Source organism: Methylobacterium nodulans ORS 2060 (genome assembly GCF_000022085.1).
GTDB classification, from domain to species: Bacteria; Pseudomonadota; Alphaproteobacteria; order Rhizobiales; family Beijerinckiaceae; genus Methylobacterium; species Methylobacterium nodulans.
Window position 1 is genome coordinate 1,085,996 of the sequence record NC_011894.1, and the last position, 20,044, is coordinate 1,106,039.

General features: G+C 71.0%; 18 protein-coding genes. 5 read left to right on the forward strand and 13 right to left on the reverse strand.

Features of this window, described 5'->3' with window-relative positions; all coding sequences use genetic code 11:
- Nucleotides 1-39: 39 nt before the first annotated feature.
- Both MNOD_RS04895 and MNOD_RS04900 read right to left on the reverse strand, forming a co-directional pair.
- Nucleotides 40-726, reverse strand: a complete 687-nt coding sequence (locus tag MNOD_RS04895; RefSeq protein ID WP_015927723.1) for a response regulator transcription factor — start codon at nucleotides 724-726, stop codon at nucleotides 40-42.
- Between the two features lie 213 nt (nucleotides 727-939).
- Nucleotides 940-1,608: a 3'-5' exonuclease gene (locus MNOD_RS04900; protein WP_015927724.1), complete on the reverse strand. Its 669-nt coding sequence runs from the start codon at nucleotides 1,606-1,608 to the stop codon at nucleotides 940-942.
- A 69-nt stretch (nucleotides 1,609-1,677) separates the two neighbouring features.
- Between MNOD_RS04900 and MNOD_RS04905 the strand changes: the two genes are divergently transcribed.
- Complete coding sequence (locus MNOD_RS04905; RefSeq protein WP_015927725.1) at nucleotides 1,678-2,211, forward strand: L,D-transpeptidase family protein; 534 nt, start codon at nucleotides 1,678-1,680, stop codon at nucleotides 2,209-2,211.
- Between the two features lie 182 nt (nucleotides 2,212-2,393).
- Nucleotides 2,394-2,594: a hypothetical protein gene (locus MNOD_RS04910; protein ID WP_015927726.1), complete on the forward strand. Its 201-nt coding sequence runs from the start codon at nucleotides 2,394-2,396 to the stop codon at nucleotides 2,592-2,594.
- Nucleotides 2,595-2,671: 77 nt separating this feature from the next.
- Here MNOD_RS04910 and MNOD_RS04915 read toward each other — a convergent pair whose 3' ends face one another.
- The gene (locus MNOD_RS04915; protein ID WP_015927727.1) at nucleotides 2,672-3,355 is read right to left on the reverse strand and encodes a YggS family pyridoxal phosphate-dependent enzyme; all 684 of its coding nucleotides are present in this window, start codon (nucleotides 3,353-3,355) and stop codon (nucleotides 2,672-2,674) included.
- 183 nt (nucleotides 3,356-3,538) lie between these two features.
- Between MNOD_RS04915 and leuS the strand changes: the two genes are divergently transcribed.
- From leuS to holA, 3 genes are all read left to right on the forward strand, one after another.
- Nucleotides 3,539-6,130: a leucine--tRNA ligase gene (gene leuS, locus MNOD_RS04920; RefSeq protein ID WP_043748091.1), complete on the forward strand. Its 2,592-nt coding sequence runs from the start codon at nucleotides 3,539-3,541 to the stop codon at nucleotides 6,128-6,130.
- A gap of 148 nt (nucleotides 6,131-6,278) precedes the next feature.
- Nucleotides 6,279-6,815: an LPS assembly lipoprotein LptE gene (locus tag MNOD_RS04925; protein ID WP_015927729.1), complete on the forward strand. Its 537-nt coding sequence runs from the start codon at nucleotides 6,279-6,281 to the stop codon at nucleotides 6,813-6,815.
- Nucleotides 6,812-7,840, forward strand: coding sequence for a DNA polymerase III subunit delta (gene holA, locus MNOD_RS04930; RefSeq protein WP_015927730.1), 1,029 nt, complete (start codon nucleotides 6,812-6,814; stop codon nucleotides 7,838-7,840). Before MNOD_RS04925 ends, holA begins: the two co-directional genes overlap by 4 nt.
- Nucleotides 7,841-8,087: 247 nt before the next feature.
- Here the strand turns inward: holA and MNOD_RS04935 are convergent, their stop codons facing one another.
- The 10 genes from MNOD_RS04935 to MNOD_RS04980 form a co-directional block, all read right to left on the reverse strand.
- Nucleotides 8,088-8,981 (reverse strand): ParB/RepB/Spo0J family partition protein, encoded by an 894-nt coding sequence (locus MNOD_RS04935; RefSeq protein ID WP_015927731.1) that lies wholly within the window; start codon nucleotides 8,979-8,981, stop codon nucleotides 8,088-8,090.
- Between the two features lie 35 nt (nucleotides 8,982-9,016).
- Nucleotides 9,017-9,865: a ParA family protein gene (locus MNOD_RS04940; protein WP_015927732.1), complete on the reverse strand. Its 849-nt coding sequence runs from the start codon at nucleotides 9,863-9,865 to the stop codon at nucleotides 9,017-9,019.
- Complete coding sequence (gene rsmG, locus MNOD_RS04945) at nucleotides 9,862-10,500, reverse strand: 16S rRNA (guanine(527)-N(7))-methyltransferase RsmG (RefSeq protein ID WP_015927733.1); 639 nt, start codon at nucleotides 10,498-10,500, stop codon at nucleotides 9,862-9,864. The genes MNOD_RS04940 and rsmG overlap by 4 nt, the downstream gene beginning before the upstream one ends.
- The gene (gene mnmG, locus MNOD_RS04950; protein WP_015927734.1) at nucleotides 10,500-12,383 is read right to left on the reverse strand and encodes a tRNA uridine-5-carboxymethylaminomethyl(34) synthesis enzyme MnmG; all 1,884 of its coding nucleotides are present in this window, start codon (nucleotides 12,381-12,383) and stop codon (nucleotides 10,500-10,502) included. Before mnmG ends, rsmG begins: the two co-directional genes overlap by 1 nt.
- Nucleotides 12,384-12,479: 96 nt before the next feature.
- On the reverse strand, nucleotides 12,480-13,790 hold the full coding sequence (mnmE, locus tag MNOD_RS04955; protein ID WP_043748095.1) for a tRNA uridine-5-carboxymethylaminomethyl(34) synthesis GTPase MnmE: 1,311 nt from the start codon (nucleotides 13,788-13,790) through the stop codon (nucleotides 12,480-12,482).
- A 487-nt stretch (nucleotides 13,791-14,277) separates the two neighbouring features.
- Nucleotides 14,278-14,751, reverse strand: coding sequence for a hypothetical protein (locus MNOD_RS04960; RefSeq protein ID WP_015927736.1), 474 nt, complete (start codon nucleotides 14,749-14,751; stop codon nucleotides 14,278-14,280).
- A 199-nt stretch (nucleotides 14,752-14,950) separates the two neighbouring features.
- Entirely contained in the window at nucleotides 14,951-16,111 is a 1,161-nt protein-coding gene (locus tag MNOD_RS04965) for a trans-sulfuration enzyme family protein (protein ID WP_015927737.1), read from the reverse strand.
- A 152-nt stretch (nucleotides 16,112-16,263) separates the two neighbouring features.
- Nucleotides 16,264-18,528 (reverse strand): xanthine dehydrogenase family protein molybdopterin-binding subunit, encoded by a 2,265-nt coding sequence (locus tag MNOD_RS04970; protein WP_015927738.1) that lies wholly within the window; start codon nucleotides 18,526-18,528, stop codon nucleotides 16,264-16,266.
- Between the two features lie 10 nt (nucleotides 18,529-18,538).
- Complete coding sequence (locus MNOD_RS04975) at nucleotides 18,539-18,985, reverse strand: (2Fe-2S)-binding protein (RefSeq protein WP_015927739.1); 447 nt, start codon at nucleotides 18,983-18,985, stop codon at nucleotides 18,539-18,541.
- Nucleotides 18,986-19,083: 98 nt separating this feature from the next.
- Complete coding sequence (locus MNOD_RS04980; RefSeq protein ID WP_015927740.1) at nucleotides 19,084-20,034, reverse strand: GlxA family transcriptional regulator; 951 nt, start codon at nucleotides 20,032-20,034, stop codon at nucleotides 19,084-19,086.
- Nucleotides 20,035-20,044 lie beyond the last annotated feature (10 nt).

Genomic DNA, 20,044 nt, shown 5'->3' on the forward strand with positions numbered 1-20,044 from the left:
TGATTAGCTGATCCGGCTTGGCTGCACTACGGGGCGGGATCAGGGCAGCAGCTTGTAGCCGCCACCCTCCGTCACCAGGATCGAGGCCGCGGCCGGATTCGGCTCGATCTTCTGGCGCAGCCGGTAGATGTGGGTCTCCAGCGTGTGCGTCGTGACCTGGGCGTTGTAGCCCCAGACCTCGGCGAGCAGCGTGTCACGCCCGACCACCTGCCGGCCCGCCCGGTAGAGGAAGCGCAGGATCGCGGTCTCCTTCTCGGTGAGCTTCAGCTTCGAGCCGCGCTCCCCGACGAGCAGCTTGGCGCCGGGCCGGAAGGTGTAGGGGCCGATCTGGAAGATCGCGTCCTCGCTCGCCTCGTACTGGCGCAGCTGCGCGCGGATGCGGGCGAGCAGCACCGCGAACTTGAAGGGCTTCGTCACGTAATCGTTGGCGCCCGCATCGAGCCCCATCACGGTATCGATCTCGGAGGTCTGAGCCGTCAGCATGATGATCGGGCTGCGGAAGCCGTTCTGGCGCATCTGCCTGACGGCGTCGCGCCCGTCCATGTCGGGCAGCCCGACATCCATGACGACGAGGTCGATCCGCTCCGCCGTGACCCGTGCGACGGCGCCCCGCGCGGTCTCTTCCGATGCGACCTCGAACTCGGCATCGAGCTCGAGCTGCTCGGTGAGGGTCTCGCGGAGCGAGGGGTCGTCGTCGACGACGAGCAGGCGATGGGCGTTCGACATCGGAACGGCACTCTCGAGAACACGATCCGGCGCCGGGCGCCGGCTCTGCTGAAGGTCCATGCTCCGGCCGAACGGCGGCCCCGGCCGGCCAGCGCATGCGGCACGGGACCGCTGCTTAACAGCATGCGGGGGCGAGAGTAGCGGAGCGCGGTGTCGCGGCAAGGCCCGCCTTGGGCGCGTCCACGGGCGGAGCGACGGGGCGTTCGCACGGCTCTACGCAGAGAAGATGACGCGCGGAGGCAGTGCTCCCTCGGGGCGCGGCGGGGGCGGGCGCAGATTGGCCGGCGGGCCGAGCGGCGGCCGCGTCACGCGGACAGGGCAGCCCTGGAGCCAGAGATAGACCCGCAGCGCCAGCCACGCATCCTCCAGCGCGCCATGGCGCTCGCCCGTCCGCTGCAGGCGCACACGGCGGCAGACCGCATCGAGAGTGGCCGGGCCCGCCTCGCCCCGGCGTCGATAGGCCTCCAGGGTGCAGTAGGTCCTGGCCGCGAGGGCGGGCCGGCCGGCCGCGGCGAATTCCCGCTGCAGGAGGCCGAAGTCGAAGGCGGCGTTGTGCGCCACGATCAGGTCGGCCTGCCCGAGGAGGGCCGCGATCGCATTGAGATGGAGCGCCGCGGGATCCTGATGACGCAGCAGCCAGTCGTCGTAGCCATGCACCGCCTCGGCCCGGGGATGGCTCACCCGCTGCGGATCGAAGATCAGGTGGTGGCAGGTCGGTGCCGGAGACGGGCCGAGGAGCGAGGCAGTGTCGAGGGCGACGGCGCCGAAGCTGACGATCCGGTCCCGGGCGGCGAGGCCCGTCGCCTCGACATCGATGGCAAGGAGCCGCGGCGGCAGCCACCCGAGCCAGTCGGGCACCGCGTCGTCCCTGCCCCTCCCCATCCGGCTCTCCCCCTGTCCCCGTCGCGGCGCCTGGAACCGCGGGCGCGATCGTCCTAAACCTTGGCCGCCATGAAGCGCATCACCCTTCCGCTCCTGCGCGTGCGCGCGAGCGTGCTCGACCGCTCCCGCGGCACGCTCATCGCCGGGCCCGTGCAGATTCCCTGCGCCCTCGGCAGGACGGGCCGCACCCGCACGAAGCGCGAGGGGGACGGCGCCTCCCCGCAGGGCCGGTTCCGCCTGCGCGCCGGCTTCTACCGGCCCGATCACGTCGGCATCCGGCCTCGCTCCGGCCTGCGGCTCCGCCCGATCCGCCCGCAGGATGGCTGGTGCGACGACCCGCGCGACCGGCGCTACAACCGCCCGATCGCCCTCCCGGCCCCCGGCGTGAGCGCCGAGCGGATGTGGCGCGAGGACAACCTCTACGATTTTGTGATCGACCTCGACTACAACCGTGGCCCGATCCGGCCCGGGCGCGGCAGCGCCATCTTCCTGCACGTCGCGCGTCCGGGTTTCCGGCCCACCGAAGGCTGCGTGGCCCTGCGCCGGCCGGATCTCCGCCGTCTCCTCATCCGTCTCGGTCCGGCCACCCGGCTTCTGATCTGACCATCTCTTCGCAACCGCACAATGAACACTGCTCACAACACTGTCCCTGGTCTTTTCCGCTGCAGTGCAACGTCGGGCCGGTTTGAAGTTCGGAAACATTGGTAACGCTGCCACGCTCGCCTTGCCGTTGGACCTCCTGTAGTGTGCGCCCAACCTCACAACCTGGAGACAGGGAGACGCGCATGCTGCTCGACGCGTATACTGCGACCGAAATCGTGCGCGCCCGGCAGATCCACGCGGCCGAAGGCCCGAAGGGCACGCTGTGGGACATCGGCGTGCGGTATCGCGGGGATGTCGACGCGCTCGTGCTGCTCTCGGACGACGATCGCCTGCGCTTCCTGGAACAGGCCCGCGAGGAGATCCGGCGCCTGCACACGAACTGAGCGCCTCCGAGCGCGCTGAGGCAGGCTGCACCCGCCCCCGAGGCCGCGCTCCGCGAAGCGGCCCCGGCGCCGGCCGATCATCCCTTGGAGGCGCGCGCGCCGAAGATCGCCGTGCCGACGCGGACATGGGTGGCGCCCATCTGGATCGCCGCCGCGAAATCCGAACTCATTCCCATCGAGAGCAGGCCGAGGCCGTGCCGCGCCGCGATTCGGGCGAGCAGCGCGAAATGCGGCGAGGGTGGATCCGCAGCGGGCGGGATGCACATCAGCCCGGCAATTGTCAGGCCGTGCGTATCCCGGCAGGCGGCCAGAAAGGCATCGACCTCGGCCGGCGAAACGCCGCCCTTCTGCGGCTCGTCGCCTGTGTTGACCTGGACGAGGAGTCGCGGCCGGCGGCCCGTGCGCTGCATCTCCTTGGCGAGGGCGGCGGCGAGCGAGGGCCGGTCGAGAGAGTGGATCACGTCGAACAGTTCCACCGCCTCCCGCGCCTTGTTCGATTGCAGCGGGCCGATCATGTGGAGCTCGACATCCGGGTAGCGTTCGCGGAGGAGCGGCCACTTGGCCTTGGCCTCCTGCACGTAGTTCTCGCCGAAGAGCCGCTGGCCCGCCTCCAGGGCGGGCAGGATCCCCTCACCCGGCACGGTCTTCGAGACCGCGATCAAGGCGATGGAAGCCGGGTCGCGCTCGTGGTCCAGGGCCGCGCGGGCGATCTCGGCCCGCACCGCCGCCAGATTCGCCGCGACCGCCGCAGGCTCGATCATTCCGGCTCTCCCTCGCGCCGCCCCGGCCGGCTCAACCGTTGACCCCGGGGACCAAACCGTGTCCTAGTCCGCCGGCGCCGGGCCGGGCAAGCTCAACCGTTTGCGGCCGCGGCGCTTTCCCGTTTCGCCTCCCGGTTCCGGCCTTGTGCGGCCGGCGCCCACGGTTCGATGAAGACGCTCCCCATGGCCGAACGTTACAATGCGAAGGAATCCGAGCCCCACTGGCAGGCGGTCTGGGCCGAGCGCGATCTCTTCCGCACCCGCAACGACGACCCGCGGCCGACCTATTACGTGCTTGAGATGTTCCCCTACCCATCGGGGCGCATCCATATGGGCCACGTGCGCAACTACGCCATGGGCGACGTGGTGGCCCGCTACAAGCGGGCCAAAGGCTTCAATGTGCTCCATCCGATGGGCTGGGACGCGTTCGGCCTGCCGGCCGAGAACGCCGCCATGGAGCGCAAGATCAACCCGCGCGACTGGACCTATGCCAATATCGCGACCATGCGCTCGCAGCTCCAGGCCATGGGCCTGTCGCTGGACTGGAGCCGCGAGATCGCGACCTGCGACCCGTCCTACTACAAGCACCAGCAGCGGATGTTCCTGGACTTCCTGAAGGCCGGGCTGGTGGCGCGGCGCACCGCCAAGGTGAACTGGGATCCGGTCGACCATACCGTGCTGGCCAACGAGCAGGTGATCGACGGGCGCGGCTGGCGCTCGGGCGCGCTTGTCGAGCAGCGCGAGCTGACCCAGTGGTTCTTCAAGATCACCGATTACGCGCAGGACCTGAACGACCGGCTCGACGGCCTGGAGCGCTGGCCGGAGAAGGTCCGGCTCATGCAGAAGAATTGGATCGGCCGCTCCGAGGGGCTGGAGGTCCGCTTCGCGCTCGCCAGCCCGCCTGCGGGCGTCGCCCCGGACGTGAAGGTCTACACGACGCGGCCCGACACCCTGTTCGGCGCGAAGTTCCTGGCGATCGCCGCCGACCACCCGCTCGCTGCGAGCGTCGCGGCGACGCAACCGGCCCTCCAGGACTTCATCGCCGCATGCCACCGCATGGGCACCGCCCAGGAGGCGATCGACACGGCGGAAAAACTTGGGTTCGATACGGGCCTGCGGGTGCGCCACCCGTTCGATCCGTCCTGGCTGCTGCCGGTCTATGTCGCAAACTTCGTGCTGATGGAATACGGCACGGGCGCGGTCTTCGGCTGCCCGGCGCATGACCAGCGCGACCTCGACTTCACCAACAAATACGGCCTCGGCAACACGCCGGTGGTCTGCCCGCCCGGCCAGGATCCCGCCACCTTCACGATCACCGACACCGCCTATGAGGGCGACGGCCGGATGATCAATTCGCGCTTCCTCGACGGGATGACTTCGCAGGAGGCCTTCGAGGCGGTGGCCGCGCGTCTCGAAGCCGAGCGGCTCGGCGACGCGCCGGTGGCGCGGCGGCGGGTGCAGTTTCGGCTCCGCGACTGGGGCATCTCACGCCAGCGCTACTGGGGCTGCCCGATCCCGGTGATCCACTGCGAATCCTGCGGCGTGGTGCCGGTGCCGGTGGAGGACCTGCCGGTGAAGCTGCCGGAGAATGTCTCCTTCGATCAGCCCGGCAACCCGCTCGAGCGGGACGCCGCGTGGCGCAACGTCCCCTGCCCGTCCTGCGGCGCGCCGGCCAAGCGCGAGACGGACACCATGGACACCTTCGTGGACTCGTCCTGGTACTTCGCCCGCTTCACCGCGCCCTGGCTCGAAGACGCGCCGACCGATCCGGCGACGGCGGATCGCTGGCTGCCGGTGGACCAGTATATCGGCGGCATCGAGCACGCGATCCTGCACCTGCTCTACTCGCGCTTCTTCGCCCGGGCGATGCGCAGGGCCGGCTGGGGCGGCGCCGAGGAGCCCTTCGCGGGCCTGTTCACGCAGGGCATGGTGGTCCACGAGACCTACAAGGACGCGGCCGGCGGCTGGGTGCAGCCCGCCGAGGTGCGCATCACGGTCGAGGACGGGGAGCGCCGTGCGTTTCACGTGAAAACCGCGGAGCCGGTCACGATCGGCGCCATCGAGAAGATGTCGAAGTCGAAGCGCAATGTCGTCGATCCGGACGACATCATCGCGTCCTACGGCGCCGACACCGCCCGCTGGTTCATGCTCTCCGACTCGCCCCCGGAGCGCGACGTGATCTGGACCGAGGATGGCGTGCAGGGCGCCTCCCGCTTCGTCCAGCGCGTCTGGCGCCTCGTCAACGAGATCGCGGCGCGCGCGGAGACGAGCGGGGACGCGACGGCGGATCTCGCCCTGCGCAAGGCCGCGCACAAGGCCCTGGCGGCGGTGGGCGAGGATATCGAGCGCCTGCGCTTCAATCGCTGCGTGGCGCATATCTATGAGCTCGCCAACACCCTCCAGGACGCGCTCGCGGGCCAGGCGACCTTGAGCCGCCCTGCCCTTCTGGAGGCCGGGACGATCCTGGTTCAGCTCCTCGCGCCGATGATGCCGCATCTCGCCGAATCCGCCTGGGCGGTGCTGGAGCAGCCCGGCCTCGTCGCCGAGGCTGCCTGGCCCGAAGTCGAGCGCGATCTCCTCGTCGAGGACAGCATGACCCTGCCGGTGCAGGTGAACGGCAAGAAGCGTGCGGATGTCACGGTCCCACGGGAGGCCGACGCGGCCTTCGTCGAGGCCGCCGTGCTCGCTCTCGAAGCGGTCCAGCGCGCCCTCGACGGCAAGGCGCCCCGCAAGGTGATCGTGGTGCCGCAGCGCATCGTGAATGTGGTCGCATGAGGAAAGCGGGGACAGCGCTCCCCGCGATCACGCTCCTGCCGCAGAGCTTCCTTAAACGATCCGAGCTATGGTCTGCCCCAGGCAGGCTTGGCCTCCTGCGGGCCGCCCGCCTCGGGGCAGATCCGCGACACGTGTGGGACGGACCGGAATGGCACGCAGCATGGTCGGGACAGCAAGACGGTTCGCGCTTGCGGCAACCCTGATGCTCGGTCTCTCGGCCTGTTTCCGGCCGCTCTACGGGCCGACCGCCTCGGGCGCCCCGTTGAGCGCAGTCCTGGCCTCGATCCAGGTCGATCAGGCGACGACACCGCAGGGCCAGGAGCGCCTCGGCCACTACCTGCGCAGCGAGCTCGTCTTCGATCTCGATGGCTCCGGCCAGCCTTCGGAGAAGCGCTACCGCCTCCAGCTTGCCGTGAATGAGACGGTGCAGACGCCGCTCGTCAGCTCGGTAACGGCCCGCGCCGAAGCCGCCACCCTCTACGGCACCGCCACCTACAAGGTGGTCACGCTCGATGGCAGCCGCACGCTGACCGACGGCACCGCGACCGGGCTCGCCACCTATGACCGCTCGGTGCAGCGTTTCGCGAGCTTGCGCGCGGCGCGTGACGCCGAGATCCGCCTTGCCAAGCTCCTCGCGGATCAGATCAAGACGCGGGTGGCGGCGATCCTCGCCACGCAGCCGTGACGGCCGTCCGCCCCGGCGATATCGAGGGGCTGCTGCGGCGCGGCCCCGATCCGCGCATCGCGGTGATCCTGGTTTATGGCCCCGATACGGGACTTGTGGCCGAGCGGGCACGGCGCCTCGCCGAGAGCGCCGTCGCAGACCCGTCCGACCCTTTCGCCCTGGTCAAGCTCGACGGCGACACGCTCGCGGGCGATCCCGGCCGGCTGGTGGACGAGGCCGGCACCGTCGGTCTGTTCGGCGGCCAGCGCGCAATCTGGGTCCGGCCCGGCAGCCGCAATTATGCGCCGGCCGTCGAGGCGGTGCTCAAAGCCGAACTCGCCGCGACACGCATCGTCGTCGAGGCCGGCGACCTCGCCAAGTCGGCGCCCCTGCGGGCCCTCTGCGAGCGGTCTCAGCGGGCACTCGCCCTCCCCTGCTATCCGGACGATGCGCGGACGTTGGCCGAGCTGATCGACAGCCGCTTGCAGGACGAGGGCCTGCGGATCGCCCGCGACGCCCGCGAGGTCTTCGTTGCCAGCCTCGGCGGCGACCGGAGGGCGAGTCTCGGCGAGATCGAGAAGCTCGCCCTCTATGCGCGGGGCCGGGGTGAGATCACGCTGGAGGATGTCGAGGCGATCGCCAGCGACGTCTCGGGATCGGCGCTCAATGCGCTGATCGATGCGGCCTTCGCCGGCCAGGCCGGCGAGACGGAGCGCAGCTACCGCCGCTTCCAGACCGAGGGCATGGACGCCTCGGTGATGCTGGGAGCGGGGTTGCGCCACGTCCTGACGCTGCTGACGGTCCGGCTCGAAGGCGACGGCAAGAGCCCGAGCCAGCTGGTGGCGAATTGGCGCGGATTGCATTTTCGCCGGCAAAAGATCGTCGAGATCCAGCTCGCGCGCTGGTCGCCCGACGGGCTACGGCGGGCCGTGACACGGCTGCAGGAGGCGGTGTTGGCCTGCCGCCGGGCGGACGCCGATTTTGCGCATAGCATCGCCAGCGACGTGTTTCTGCGCTTGGCCCTCGAAGCCAGCCGCCGCGCCTGAATAGAACCTGACCTGCGTGTCAGCCGCCCCGCTCCTCATGCTGAGGTGGCCGGCGCGAGCCGGCCCTCGTAGCGCCCCTGAACGGTGGTCCGAGGCTCTGGTGGATGGGATCACCAGTCCGGGGTGCTTCGAGGCTCCTTCGGAACACCTCCGCATGACGGCCGGTGTCATCTGTCAGGGTCGGCGCAGCCGGTGGCGAACTGATGCCAACGGTCATTTCCAGTGACCGTTGGTCCGTGCCTCGGCCCTACTGCATCTCCAGCCGGCGGCAGAGCCCGTCGAGCTGCTCCAGGCTGCCATAGCGCAGGCGCACCTCGCCACCGCTGCCGCGGTGCTCGATCGACACGGTGACGCCGAGAACATCCTCCAGGCGCCGTTCCAGCGCGCGCGTGTCGGCGTCCTTCTCCGGAGCCTGCTTGCTGCGCGGACGACCCGGCCGCGGACCGGCCTCCGTCGGCTGCTCGGATGCGGCCAGGGCCTCGACCTCCCGAACGGTGAGCCCCTCCGCGACGACGCGGCGCGCCACCGCCTCCGGATCATTGACCGAGAGCAATGCGCGCGCATGGCCGGCCGTAAGCGCCCCGGCGATGACCTGCTCCTGCACGGCGGGCGGCAGGTTGAGGAGGCGCAGCGTATTGGCGAGATGGCTGCGGCTCTTGCCGATGATCTCGGCGAGTTCGGACTGGCTGTAGCGGAACTCGCTCATCAGCCGCTCATAGCCCGCAGCCTCCTCGATGGGATTGAGGTCGGCGCGCTGAACATTCTCCAGGATCGCGTATTCGAGGGAGGTGCGGTCGTCGATCTCGACCTCGACCACCGGAACCTCGTGCAGGCCGGCGCGCTGCGCAGCGCGCCAGCGTCGCTCACCGGCCACGATCTCGAAAGTGTCCGGAACCTTGGCGACCGAACGGACGACGATGGGCTGGATCACGCCGCGGGCGCGGATCGAGGCCGCCAGCTCCTCCAGCTCCGCCTCGGCGAAGTGGCGGCGCGGATTGCGGGGGTTCGGCCGCAGGAACTCGATCGGGACCCGCCGCTGGCCCTTGCGGTCGGCATTCGCCGGTGGGGCATCCTCGCTCACGTCACCGATCAACGCCGCGAGCCCACGCCCGAGCCGCGGCCGGACTACCTCGTCCGCCATATGGTCTTGTCCTTATGTGTCAGCCCCGGGCCCTGTCAGGCGGCAGCGGGGAGGCGCCCTTCGCGCTGGATGATCTCGGATGCGAGCCGCAGATAGGCCTGCGAGCCGGCGCATTTCAGGTCGTAGAGCAGCACGGGCTTGCCGTGCGAGGGGGCCTCGGACACGCGTACGTTGCGCGGGATCATGGTGTCATAGACCTTGTCGCCCATGAACTCGCGCACATCCGCGACGACCTGGGTCGACAGATTGTTGCGCGGGTCGAACATCGTCAGGACGATGCCCTGGATGGCGAGGCGCGGATTGAGCGCCCCCTTGACCTGCTCGACGGTGCGCAGGAGCTGGCTGAGGCCCTCCAGCGCGAAGAACTCGCATTGCAGCGGTACCAGCACCGCGTCAGCCGCCGCGAGCGCGTTGATGGTGAGCAGGTTGAGGGAGGGCGGGCAGTCGATGAGGACGTAGGTGAAGCGCTCCTCATCCGGCAGATCGCTCCGGGTCACGGGCTCGAGCACGCGGCGCAGCCGATGTGCACGATCCTGCGCGCTCGCCATCTCCATCTCCAGGCCGAGCAGGTCCATGGTGGAGGGGGCGATGGCAAGACGCGGGACGGCGGTCGCCCGGATGGCCTCCCGGAGCGGAGCCTCGCCCGCCAGCACGTCGTAGGTGGAGAGGCGGCGCTGACGCCGGTCGATGCCGAGGCCCGTCGATGCGTTGCCCTGCGGGTCGAGATCGATGATGAGAACCCGCTCGCCGATCGCGGCGAGCGCGGTCCCGAGGTTGATGGCGGTCGTGGTCTTGCCGACGCCGCCCTTCTGGTTGGCGAGCGCGATGATGCGGAGGGGGCGCGAAGTGCCACCCGCCTGGGCCTCGGTTCGGTCCACGATCATGGAAGCTGGCCGCTCAAGCTGGAGATGCGGACGATTCCCGCGGAGGAATCAGTCCGACTCGGAATCACGTCCGCCTCGAATGTCCATGTTTCGCGGGCGGCGGTCAATTCGGATTGGGCCTCGCGCCCCTTCGGAAACAGGCCGATGGTGCCGCTTTTCAACAGTGGGGCCGTCCAGGCGAGGAGCTGGGGCAGGGGGGCAAGCGCCCGGGCGCAGACGACCTCGACACCCGTGAAGCGGCCGATCACGCTCTCGATGCGGCTGACATGGATGCGGGCCGACGCGCCCGTCAGTCTCGCCGTTTCCTGGAGGAAGGCGCCCTTGCGGGCATTGCTCTCCACGAGATCGACCTGCATCTGGGGCCTGGCCTCGCGGCCGGCAATGGCGAGGATCAACCCCGGAATGCCGGCGCCGCTGCCGAGATCCAACCAGCGCGTCGCACCGGGGGCAGCGTCGAGGAGCTGGAGGGAATCGGCGATGTGCCGCGTCCACACCTCCGGCAGGGTGGAGGGGCCGACGAGGTTCTTGACCGTCTGCCAGCGGGCGAGCTGGGCGACATAGAGGTCGAGCGCCGCGGCTGTTTCACGTGAAACAGCGGCCGCCGCGAGGACCCGATCGCGATCCGAAGCGGACATCACGCCTCGGCCGGGGAGGGGGCGGGAACCCGCCGCGCATGGGCCGCCAGCAGCGTCAGCGCGGCAGGCGTGACGCCTTCGATCCGGGCCGCTTGGCCGAGGGTGTGCGGCCGGACCCCTTCCAGCTTGGCGCGCAGCTCGTTCGAGAGACCGGCGATCCGGCTGTAATCGAGGGAGGCGGGCAGCCGCACCGCCTCATCCCGGCGAAAGGCCGCGATATCGGCCTGCTGCCGATCGAGATAGACCGCGTAGGTCGCATCGGTCCGCAGCCGCTCGGCGAGGGCGGCCGGGATCGCGCCGAGTTCCGGCCAGATCCCGGCGAGACACTCCCAGCTGATCTCCGGATAGGAGAGGAGCTGGAAGGCGGAGCGGCGGATACCGTCGCGGTTGAGGCTGAGGCCGTGCTGCGCCGCCTCGGTGGGTGTCAGGCTGAGCGCATCGAGGCGCGCCCGCGCCGCGCTCAGGGCCGTGCGGCCGGCCGCGAAATGCCGGGCGCGCTCGCTCGAGACGCAGCCGAGGGCGAGGCCGCGCGGCGTCAGGCGCTCATCCGCATTGTCGATGCGCAGGCTCAGGCGGTACTCGGAGCGCGAGGTGAACATGCGGTAGGGCTCGCTCACCCCATGGGTGACGAGATCGTCGATCATCACGCCGATATAGGATTCGGCCCTGTCGAACACGGCGAGGTCGGCCCCGCCCGCGAGGCGCGCCGCGTTCAGGCCGGCGACGAGGCCCTGTCCCGCCGCCTCCTCGTATCCGGTGGTCCCGTTGATCTGCCCGGCCAGGAACAGGCCGGCGATACGGCGCGTCTGCAGCGTCGGATCGAGCTCGCGCGGATCGACGTAGTCGTACTCGATGGCATAGCCCGGACGCAGCATCCTGGCCCGCTCGCAGCCCGGGATCAGGCGCAGGATCTCCCGCTGGACCTCCTCGGGCAGGGCCGTGGAGATCCCGTTGGGATAGACCGTGAGATCGTCGAGGCCCTCCGGCTCGAGGAAGATCTGGTGCCCCTCGCGGTCGCCGAATCGCACCACCTTGTCCTCGATCGAGGGGCAGTAGCGCGGTCCGCGGCTGGTGATGCCGCCCGAATACATCGGCGAGCGGTGCAGGTTGGCCCGGATCAGGTCATGCACGCTCTGCGTCGTGCGGGTGACGCCGCACTCGATCTGCGGCGTGGTGATCCGCTCGGTCATGGTCGAGAAGGGCACCGGCTCGTCGTCGGCAGCCTGCCGCTCGACGCCCGCCCAGTCGATACTGCGCCCGTCGAGCCGCGCCGGCGTTCCGGTCTTGAGCCGGCCGAGTCCGAAGCCGTGCCGCTCCAGGGTGGCAGCGAGCCCGAGGGAGGGCGCCTCTCCGACGCGGCCAGCGGGCGTCGTCCGCTCACCGATATGGATCAGACCGCGCAGGAAGGTCCCGGTGGTGAGCACCACGGCCGCGCAGGGGAGGGCGCGTCCATCCGCCATCACGATGCCGGTCACGCGGCCCTCCGTGACGGTGAGATCATGGGCCTCGCCCTCGACGAGGGTGAGGCCCGGTACCGAACCGAGGGCTGCCTGAATAGCGCGGGCATAGAGCTTGCGGTCGGCTTGCGTGCGCGGTCCGCGCACCGCTGGGCCCTTGCGGCGGTTGAGCAGGCGGAACTGGATGCCGGCCCGGTCGGCGGCGCGCCCCATCAGCCCGTCGAGGGCATCCACCTCGCGTACCAGATGGCCCTTGCCAAGGCCGCCGATCGCGGGGTTGCAGGACATGGCGCCGATTGTGTCCCGGCGGTGGGTGACGAGGGCCGTGCGGGCGCCGGTGCGCGCGGCCGCCGCCGCGGCTTCCGCGCCGGCATGGCCGCCGCCCACGACGATGACGTCGAAGCGGGTGCGGTCGAGACTGTGCATGGCCGTGATGTGATCCGAGCCGGCGCGGGCGTCAACGCGGAATCGAAGCCTACCGGGCCGTTGTTTCACGTGAAACAGGCGCCTCAATTGCCGATCTCACTTGCCGATGCAGAAGCTCGCGAACAGCCGGTCCAGCATCTCCTCGACACCCACCCGTCCGGCCACCTCGCCGAGCGCCCGCACCGCCAGCCGAAGGTCCTCGGCCACCAGTTCTGCCGGCAGCGAAGCGGCTCCGGCGATCGCGCGGTCGAGATGCTCCGCGCAGCTTTCCAGGGCGAGGCGCTGCCGCTCCCGCGTGACGACGGCATCGCCCTGACCGAGGGCGGCCTGGGCGGAGACCTCGATCCGGTCGAGCAGGGCATCGAGCCCCTGTCCGGTGAGCGCCGAGATCGCGAGACCGTCCCCGGGAGAAGGGGAGGAGAGGTCCGCCTTGGTGCGGACCACCAGCGCGCCAGCGGGCGGAGTCTCGCCGGAGCCCTCCGGCGGCACCAGCCAGAGCACGAGATCCGCATCCGCGATCCGCCTTCGGCTGCGCGCCATCCCTTCGACCTCGATCGCGTCCACGCTCTCGCGCAGGCCCGCCGTATCCACCAGCATCACCGGCAGACCACCGAGATCGCAGCGCACCTCGATCGCGTCGCGGGTGGTGCCGGGGATGGCCGAGACGATGGCAGCGTCGCGCCGCGCCAGCGCATTGAGCAGGGTCGATTTCCCTGCATTCGGCGCGCCCGCCAGCACCACCATGAGACCCTCGCGCAGCCGTTCTCCCCGGCGTCCATTCGCCAGAGCCGACAGGATCCCGTCGCGGACCCGAGTAGCCGCCGCGAGCCCGGCCGTCGTGAGCGTCTCCGCATCCACGTCGCCCTCGTCCGAAAAATCGAGCGCCGCTTCCGTCATCGCCAGCACGTCGAGAAGCGTGGCGCGCCAATCCTCCACCAGCCGGCTGAGGGCGCCGTCGAGCTGGCGCATCGCCTGGCGCCGCTGTGCCTCCGTCTCGGCATCGATCAGATCGGCGAGGCCCTCGACCTCCGTGAGGTCCATGCGGCCGTTGAGGAAGGCCCGCCGCGTGAAGGCGCCGGGCTCGGCGGGAGCGAGGCCGGGCAGATGCGCCAGGGCCCGCAGCACGGCCGCCCGCACCGCCGGGCCGCCATGGAGCTGGAGCTCGACACTGTCCTCGCCCGTGAAGGTGCCGGGAGCCGGCATCCAGGCGACGAGCGCCCGATCCAGAATCTCGCCGCTCCCGGGAGCGACCAGCGTCCGCAGCGACAGGCGCCGCGGCGGGGGAGGGGGCTGGCGCGTCAGTGCCTCCAGAGCCGCCGCGGCCCCGGGGCCGCTGATCCGCACCACCGCGACGGCAGCCCGTCCGAACCCCGAGGCCGGTGCAAAGATCGTGTCCACCACACCCATCTCCTTCGGGGCGCCACCCCGATTCCCGCGCGGGACCCAGCACCCGGGGTCGCAAGCAGCCTCGGGATTGACAGCGGTCGCCGCGCCTGTCGAGCCGTCCGCCAGTCGCGTCATCGGTCTGGCGTCAATCCGGCCGTGCCAAGGATCCGCAGAACGCCCCCTGGCGGAGCTATGCGCACCGTGGAAGGCCGCGAGGGGTCGAGAGCACGGGCCGCAAGGCCGGCACCTCGATGCGCGACCGGTCCCAGGGGCATCGCCGCTCGCCGGCGAGATCCTCTGCCACCACACTGGCGAGGGGCGCTGTGCCGGCGGGCCGGTCGGAGCTGTGCCGTGTCGCGCTCTCTGGCGCCGAACCGGCATCCCGTACGGCGCAGAGCGCTCCAGGAGTTCCGCCTACTCCCGGAGGCGGGCCGCACGCGGTGAGGCGCCGGTCCGGCTCTTCACCGACACCGACGACGCAACGACTCACCGCCGCATCGATCCGGGTTCACTGCGCGGGTTTGCCCAGCACCTTGAGCGGATCGGTGCGCTGACGGGGCGAGGGCTCGTCCGTGAGCGCGCTGCCACCGCCTCTGGCGGCCCTGCCGGTGCTGCCCGTCGCTGCCGGGCCGACACTGCCCTGGCCCGTGGTGGCGCGGTTCTCGGGACCCCGCGCCGGCACGTTCCCGCTGGCGAGTTCGAGACAGGTCAGCATTTCGACATAGCTCGGGAAGCCGCCGGCCCGCGATTGCTGCGAGCATTGGCGCTTGGCGGCGGCGGAGAAGTCGCCCCAGCGCTTGCGCAGCTCGTCGCCCGCAGCGCGCTCGGAGCGCAGGCAGCCATCCGAGCTGGATTCGGCGGCCACGGCGTTCCGGCCGGGCGAGTTGCAGGTCGCGGCGACGTCGAAGCGCGGCGGACCGTCGGCCGCAGCGGTGAGGATGAGCTGCGCACCGAGAAGCGCGGCAGGCAGGGCGGCAGGCATGGCGGATCCCCGGGCACAATGAGCTTTGCAGGAGAACGCGCCGGGATGGGATCGGTTCGATGAAGGGCGGCGTGTCGAGAGAATCCTCGGCACACCCGTTTCCCGCGGCGGCATCCGCATTTACGGGCAGTTTACCATGAGCCGCACCGCCTCAGCCCGCCCGCGCAGGGCGACCTCAGCCCGCCCGCGCGGGGCGGCCTCAGGCCGCCCCGCGCAGGGCCGCGTCGAGATCCGCGAACAGATCGTCCGGATCCTCGATGCCGGTGGAGAGGCGCAGCAGGTCGGGAGGGCAGGGGGTTCCGGGCCCCTCGACGGAGGCCCGGTGCTCGATCAGGCTCTCGACGCCGCCGAGCGAGGTGGCGCGCTTCCAGAGGGCGACGCGGGCAGCCGTCCCGATCGCGGCCGCCTCGCCCCCCTTCACGCGGATCGACAGCATCGTGCCGAACCCGCCCTCCATCTGCCGGGCCGCGACCGCGTGGCCCGGATGTTCCGGCAGGCCCGGATAGAGCACGGCGAGGACGTAAGGATGGGCCGCGAAGCGCTCCGCGAGCGCGGCAGCGCCCGCCATCTGGGCAGCGATGCGCAGGTGCAGGGTGCGCAGGCCCCGCAGCAGCAGATAGGCCTCGAAGGGACCCAGGATGGCGCCCTGGCTGGAGCGCACGCTCTGGATGCGGGCCCAGAACGCATCGATCCGCGCCCCGGCCAGCACGCCCGCGATCACGTCGGAATGCCCGTTCAGCACCTTGGTGGCCGAATGCATCACCACGTCGGCTCCGAGCGCGAGCGGGCGCGTGACCACGGGCGAGGCGGCGGTGGAATCGACCGCGAGCCGCGCGCCCGCCGCATGGGCGATCTCCGCAGCCGCCGCGATGTCCGTGATGGTCCAGAGCGGGTTCGCGGGGGTCTCCAGCCACACGAGCTTGGTCTTGCCCGGGATCACGGCCGCCCGCAGGGCATTGAGGTCGTCGGTCGCGACGAAATCGACCTTGAGGCCCCAGCGCGTCGCCTCCTGGCCGAGCCAGCGGCGCAGGGCCCAGTACATTACGGTCGGCGCCACCACGTGGTCGCCGGGATCGAGCGCCCCGAACACGGCGGTGGCCGCCGCCATGCCGGAGCCGAACAGGAGCGCCCCGGCCGGCGCCTCCTCCAGCATGGCGAGCACGGCCTCGGCCTCCCGCACCGTGGCGTTGTCCGGCCGGCCGTAGCAATAGCCCGAGCTGTACTGGTTGTCGGGATCGCGGATATAGGTCGAGGCGAGGTGGATCGGCGGCACGACCGCCTTCGTCAGCGGATCGATATGGCCCATCGCCTGCGCGGCGAGGCTGCGCTTCGACCAGGCGGGCGGGGTTTCGCGGCTCATGGCTGTCTCCTGCGGCACCGCCCCGCCCTTGCAGAACGGGTGTCGGAGCGCAAGTCAGGCCGAGATCGCCGCAAGGTTGCCCGATCACGACCGCCCGCTCCGCGGGAGGAGGGCAACGCAAGCCTGCCGAGCTGTTCCGTCCCGGTATCGGTTCAGGCGCCGGACAGCTTGGCGTTGGCAAGCGGCAGCGCCCGGATGCGCTGGCCGGTGAGCGCCGCGACCGCATTCGCCACCGCCGGCGGCACGCCGGGCAGGCCGGGCTCGCCGACGCCGCCCATCGGCGCGCCGCTCTCGATGATGCGCACATGCACCGCCGGCATGTGCTCGCGGCGCAGGATCGGATAGGCGTCGAAGTTGCGCGCCTGCCGCAGGCCGTCCCGGTAGACCACCTGCTCGAACAGGGCCGCGGACAGCCCGAGCGCCGCCGCCGATTCCACCTGCGCCCTGACGATCGCCGGGTTGACCACGCTGCCTGGATCGAACGCGATCCAGAGATTGTGCACCCGCGCCTCGCCGCCCTCCACCGAGACTTCCGCGATGGTGGCGGTCTCCGAGCCGAAGGGGGAGGCCATGGCAATGCCCCGCGCGCGCCTGCCGCCCTCGGCCTCGTAGGGGCCCCGCCTCCAGCCGCCCGCGAGATCGGCCACCTCTTCGAGGAGCCGGCGGTGGCGCGGCTTGTCCTTGAGGAGCGCCATCCGCAGAGCGAAGGGGTCCTGCCCGCCCGCCTGCGCGACCTCGTCGAGGAAGCCCTCGTAGAAGAAGTCGTTCATCGAGTGGCCGACCGATCGCCAGAAGGCGATGGTGACCGGATGGGCCAGCTTCACGAAGGTCATGCGGCGGTTCGGGATGGCGTAGGGCTTCTCGACGATCCCCTCGACCGCGGAGGAATCGACCGGGCTCTTGAACACCGCCCCGAACCAGCGGCCGATTGGCCCCTCGCCGACCGTGCGCACCGTGATCGCGGTGGGCTGGCCGGCGGCGTCCAGGGCGGCACGGAACCGGCTGGTGCTCAGCGGGCGCAGCGCATCGTTGAGGAACTCCTCCTCGCGCGACCACAGCACCTTCACGGGCCGGCCCGTCACCTTGGCCAGCAGGATGGCCTGCGGATAGGGATTGGCCGGCCCGTAGGAGAAGTGGCGGCCGAAGAAGCCGCCGAGCATCGGCGAGTGGATCCGCACCCTGTCGGGCGCAAGCCCCGCGACCTGAGCCGAGACCGCCTGGAACACCTCCGGCATCTGGTTGGGCGTCCAGACATCGAGCGTGCCGTCCGGGTTGAAGCGGGCGATGGCGGAGGGCGGCTCGAGCTGCGCATGCGCGAGGTAGGGCGCGTGGTACTCGGCCTCGATGATCGTGGCGGCGCGCGCGAAGGCACCCTCAACGTCGCCCTCCTGCTCGGCCACGTGGCCCTGCCCCGTCGCCGAGCCAAGCGCCGCCCGCATGCCCTCCGACGAGAAGTCGGCCGCCACGGTGTCGATCCCGTGCGGCTTCGGGGCGGTCCAGCGCAGGCTCAGGGCGTCGACGGCCTTGCGGGCCCGAAACCAGCTGTCGGCCGTCACCGCCACGGCGCCGGGGACCCGATGCACCCCGTGCACGCCGGGCATCCGCCGGACCTCGGCCTCGTTGTCGAGGCTCTCGGGCTCGGTCCCCGGATAGGGTGCGTGCCGGATTGCGGCGTGGAGCATGCCCGCGACCGTCAGGTCGATGGCATAGACCGCACGCCCGGTCGACTTGTCGCGCACGTCGATGCGGGGAACCGGCTGGCGGATGTAGCGGAAGTCCTTCGGGTCGCGCAGGGGCACGCTCTCGCTGGGCTTGAGCGCCAGGGCCGCGGCGGCGAGATCGCCATAGGGCAGGGCGCGGCCCGAGGCTTGGTGCAGGACGGTGCCGTCGCGGGTGGTGAGCTCGCTCTCCTGCACCTTCAGCCGAGCGGCGGCGGCGCGGATCAGCATGTCGCGGGCCGTGGCGCCGAGCTGGCGCATCAGCGCGTAGCTGGAGCGGGTGGAGAAGCTGCCGCCGGTCATGCGCAGGCCGTTCACCACGGCGTAGTCGGGACCGGGCGGCGCGCATTCTACCAGGAAGCGGGCCGGGTTCACGTCGAGCTCCTCGCCGACGATCTGCGCCATGCCGGTGGCGATGCCCTGCCCGCCCTCGACGAAGGGGCTGAGCAGCCGCACGGTGCCGTCCGGGCGGATCTCCAGGAAGGCCGGCACCCGGGTGCCGGGTTTGGGCGCGACGGCGCCCGCCCCCTCGGCGGGACCCTGCGCCTCGGCTCGCGCCCGGCCGCCCGGCAGGGCGATGCCGAGCACCAGCGCACCCGCGGCGGTGCCGAGGAAGCGGCGGCGGGAGAGATTGGCGACGCCCTCGGGCGCGACGACCGGGACGGCAGCCGAGAGGTCGGATGTCGGGAGCTGCGTCATGCCGGCCTCCTCAGGCGGCGGCCTGCCGCACGGCGGCGGCGATGCGGTTGTAGGTGCCGCAGCGGCACAGATTGGTCATCGCGGCCGCGATGTCCGCGTCGGTCGGCCTGGGCGTCTGCTTGAGGAGGGCGGTGGCGGCCATGACCTGACCCGACTGGCAGTAGCCGCATTGCGGCACCTGCCCCGACACCCAGGCCTCCACCACCTTGCGGCCGACCGGATCCTGCTCGATGGCCTCGATGGTCTGGACCTTCGCGGGGCCCAGGCTCTCGATCGGCAGCTGGCAGGAGCGGGTCGCCTGACCATCGACCAGAACCGTGCAGGCGCCGCACTGGGCGATGCCGCAGCCGTACTTGGTGCCGCTGAGGCCGAGCGTGTCCCGCAGGACCCAGAGGAGCGGCGTGTCGGGCTCGACATCCACCCGATGGTCGCGGCCGTTGATCGTGACCTGGAACATGGCGAGGGCATCCCGGGGACAGGAGGCGGATGCCCAAGCCTAGGCTGGCGGTCCGGGGGGCGGAATGTCGTAAACCCCGCATTTCCGGACATCGCCGGTCAGGCGGCCCGGATCTCCTCGGCGCGGGCGCTGCGGCGGATCACCTGCGGCGGCTGCCCGAAGGCGCGCAGGAAGGCGCGCCGCATCCGCTCGCGGTCGGCAAAGCCCGTCTCCCGCGCCACCACGTCGATCGCGTGGCGGCCGTCCTCCATCATCGCCCGGGCCGCTTCGAGGCGCAGGTTCTCCACTGCCTTGGCGGGGGATTGCCCGGTCTCCGCGCGGAAGACCCGGCTGAACTGGCGCGGGCTCAGATGCGCGGCCTCGGCGAGTTCCTCGACCGACAGCGGGTTGCGCAGGTTGCGCCGCGCATAGGTGAGGGCGCTCTGGATCCGGTCGGATTTCGGCTCGAGCTCCAGGAGCGCCGAGAATTGCGACTGGCCGCCCGAGCGCCGGTGATAGACCACGAGCTTGCGGGCCAGAGCCCGCGACATGTCACGCCCCAGATCCTCCTCGATCAGGGCGAGCGCGAGATCGATCGCGGCGGTCATCCCGGCCGAGGTCCAGACGGGACCATCAGCGATGAAGATGCGGTCCTCCTCCACCTTCACCGCCGGATAGAGGCGCTGAAGCGCGCGGGCATAGGCCCAATGGGTGGTCGCCCGCCGCCCGTCGAGCAGGCCCGCCTGCGCCAGCGGGAAGGCACCGGTGCAGATGCCGGCAATCCGCCGCGTACGCCGGCTCGCCGCCTGCACGCCGGCGATGAAGCCCGCCGGTGCGAGGCCCGCCGACAGCTCACCGACCACGACGACCGTGTCGTGGTGGGCCTCCCCGAAGGGCTGCGTCTCGACGGCAGCCCCGATGGAGCTCGCGACGGGCCCTCCCGTCTCCGACAGGAAGTTCACCGTATAGGCGGCATCGCCGGAGGCCGCATTGGCGAGCTCGAAGGCGGTCACGGCCGCGAGGCTCATCATCTGGAAGCCGGGAAAGAGCAGGAAGGCCACGCTGCGCATCGGGTCGCTC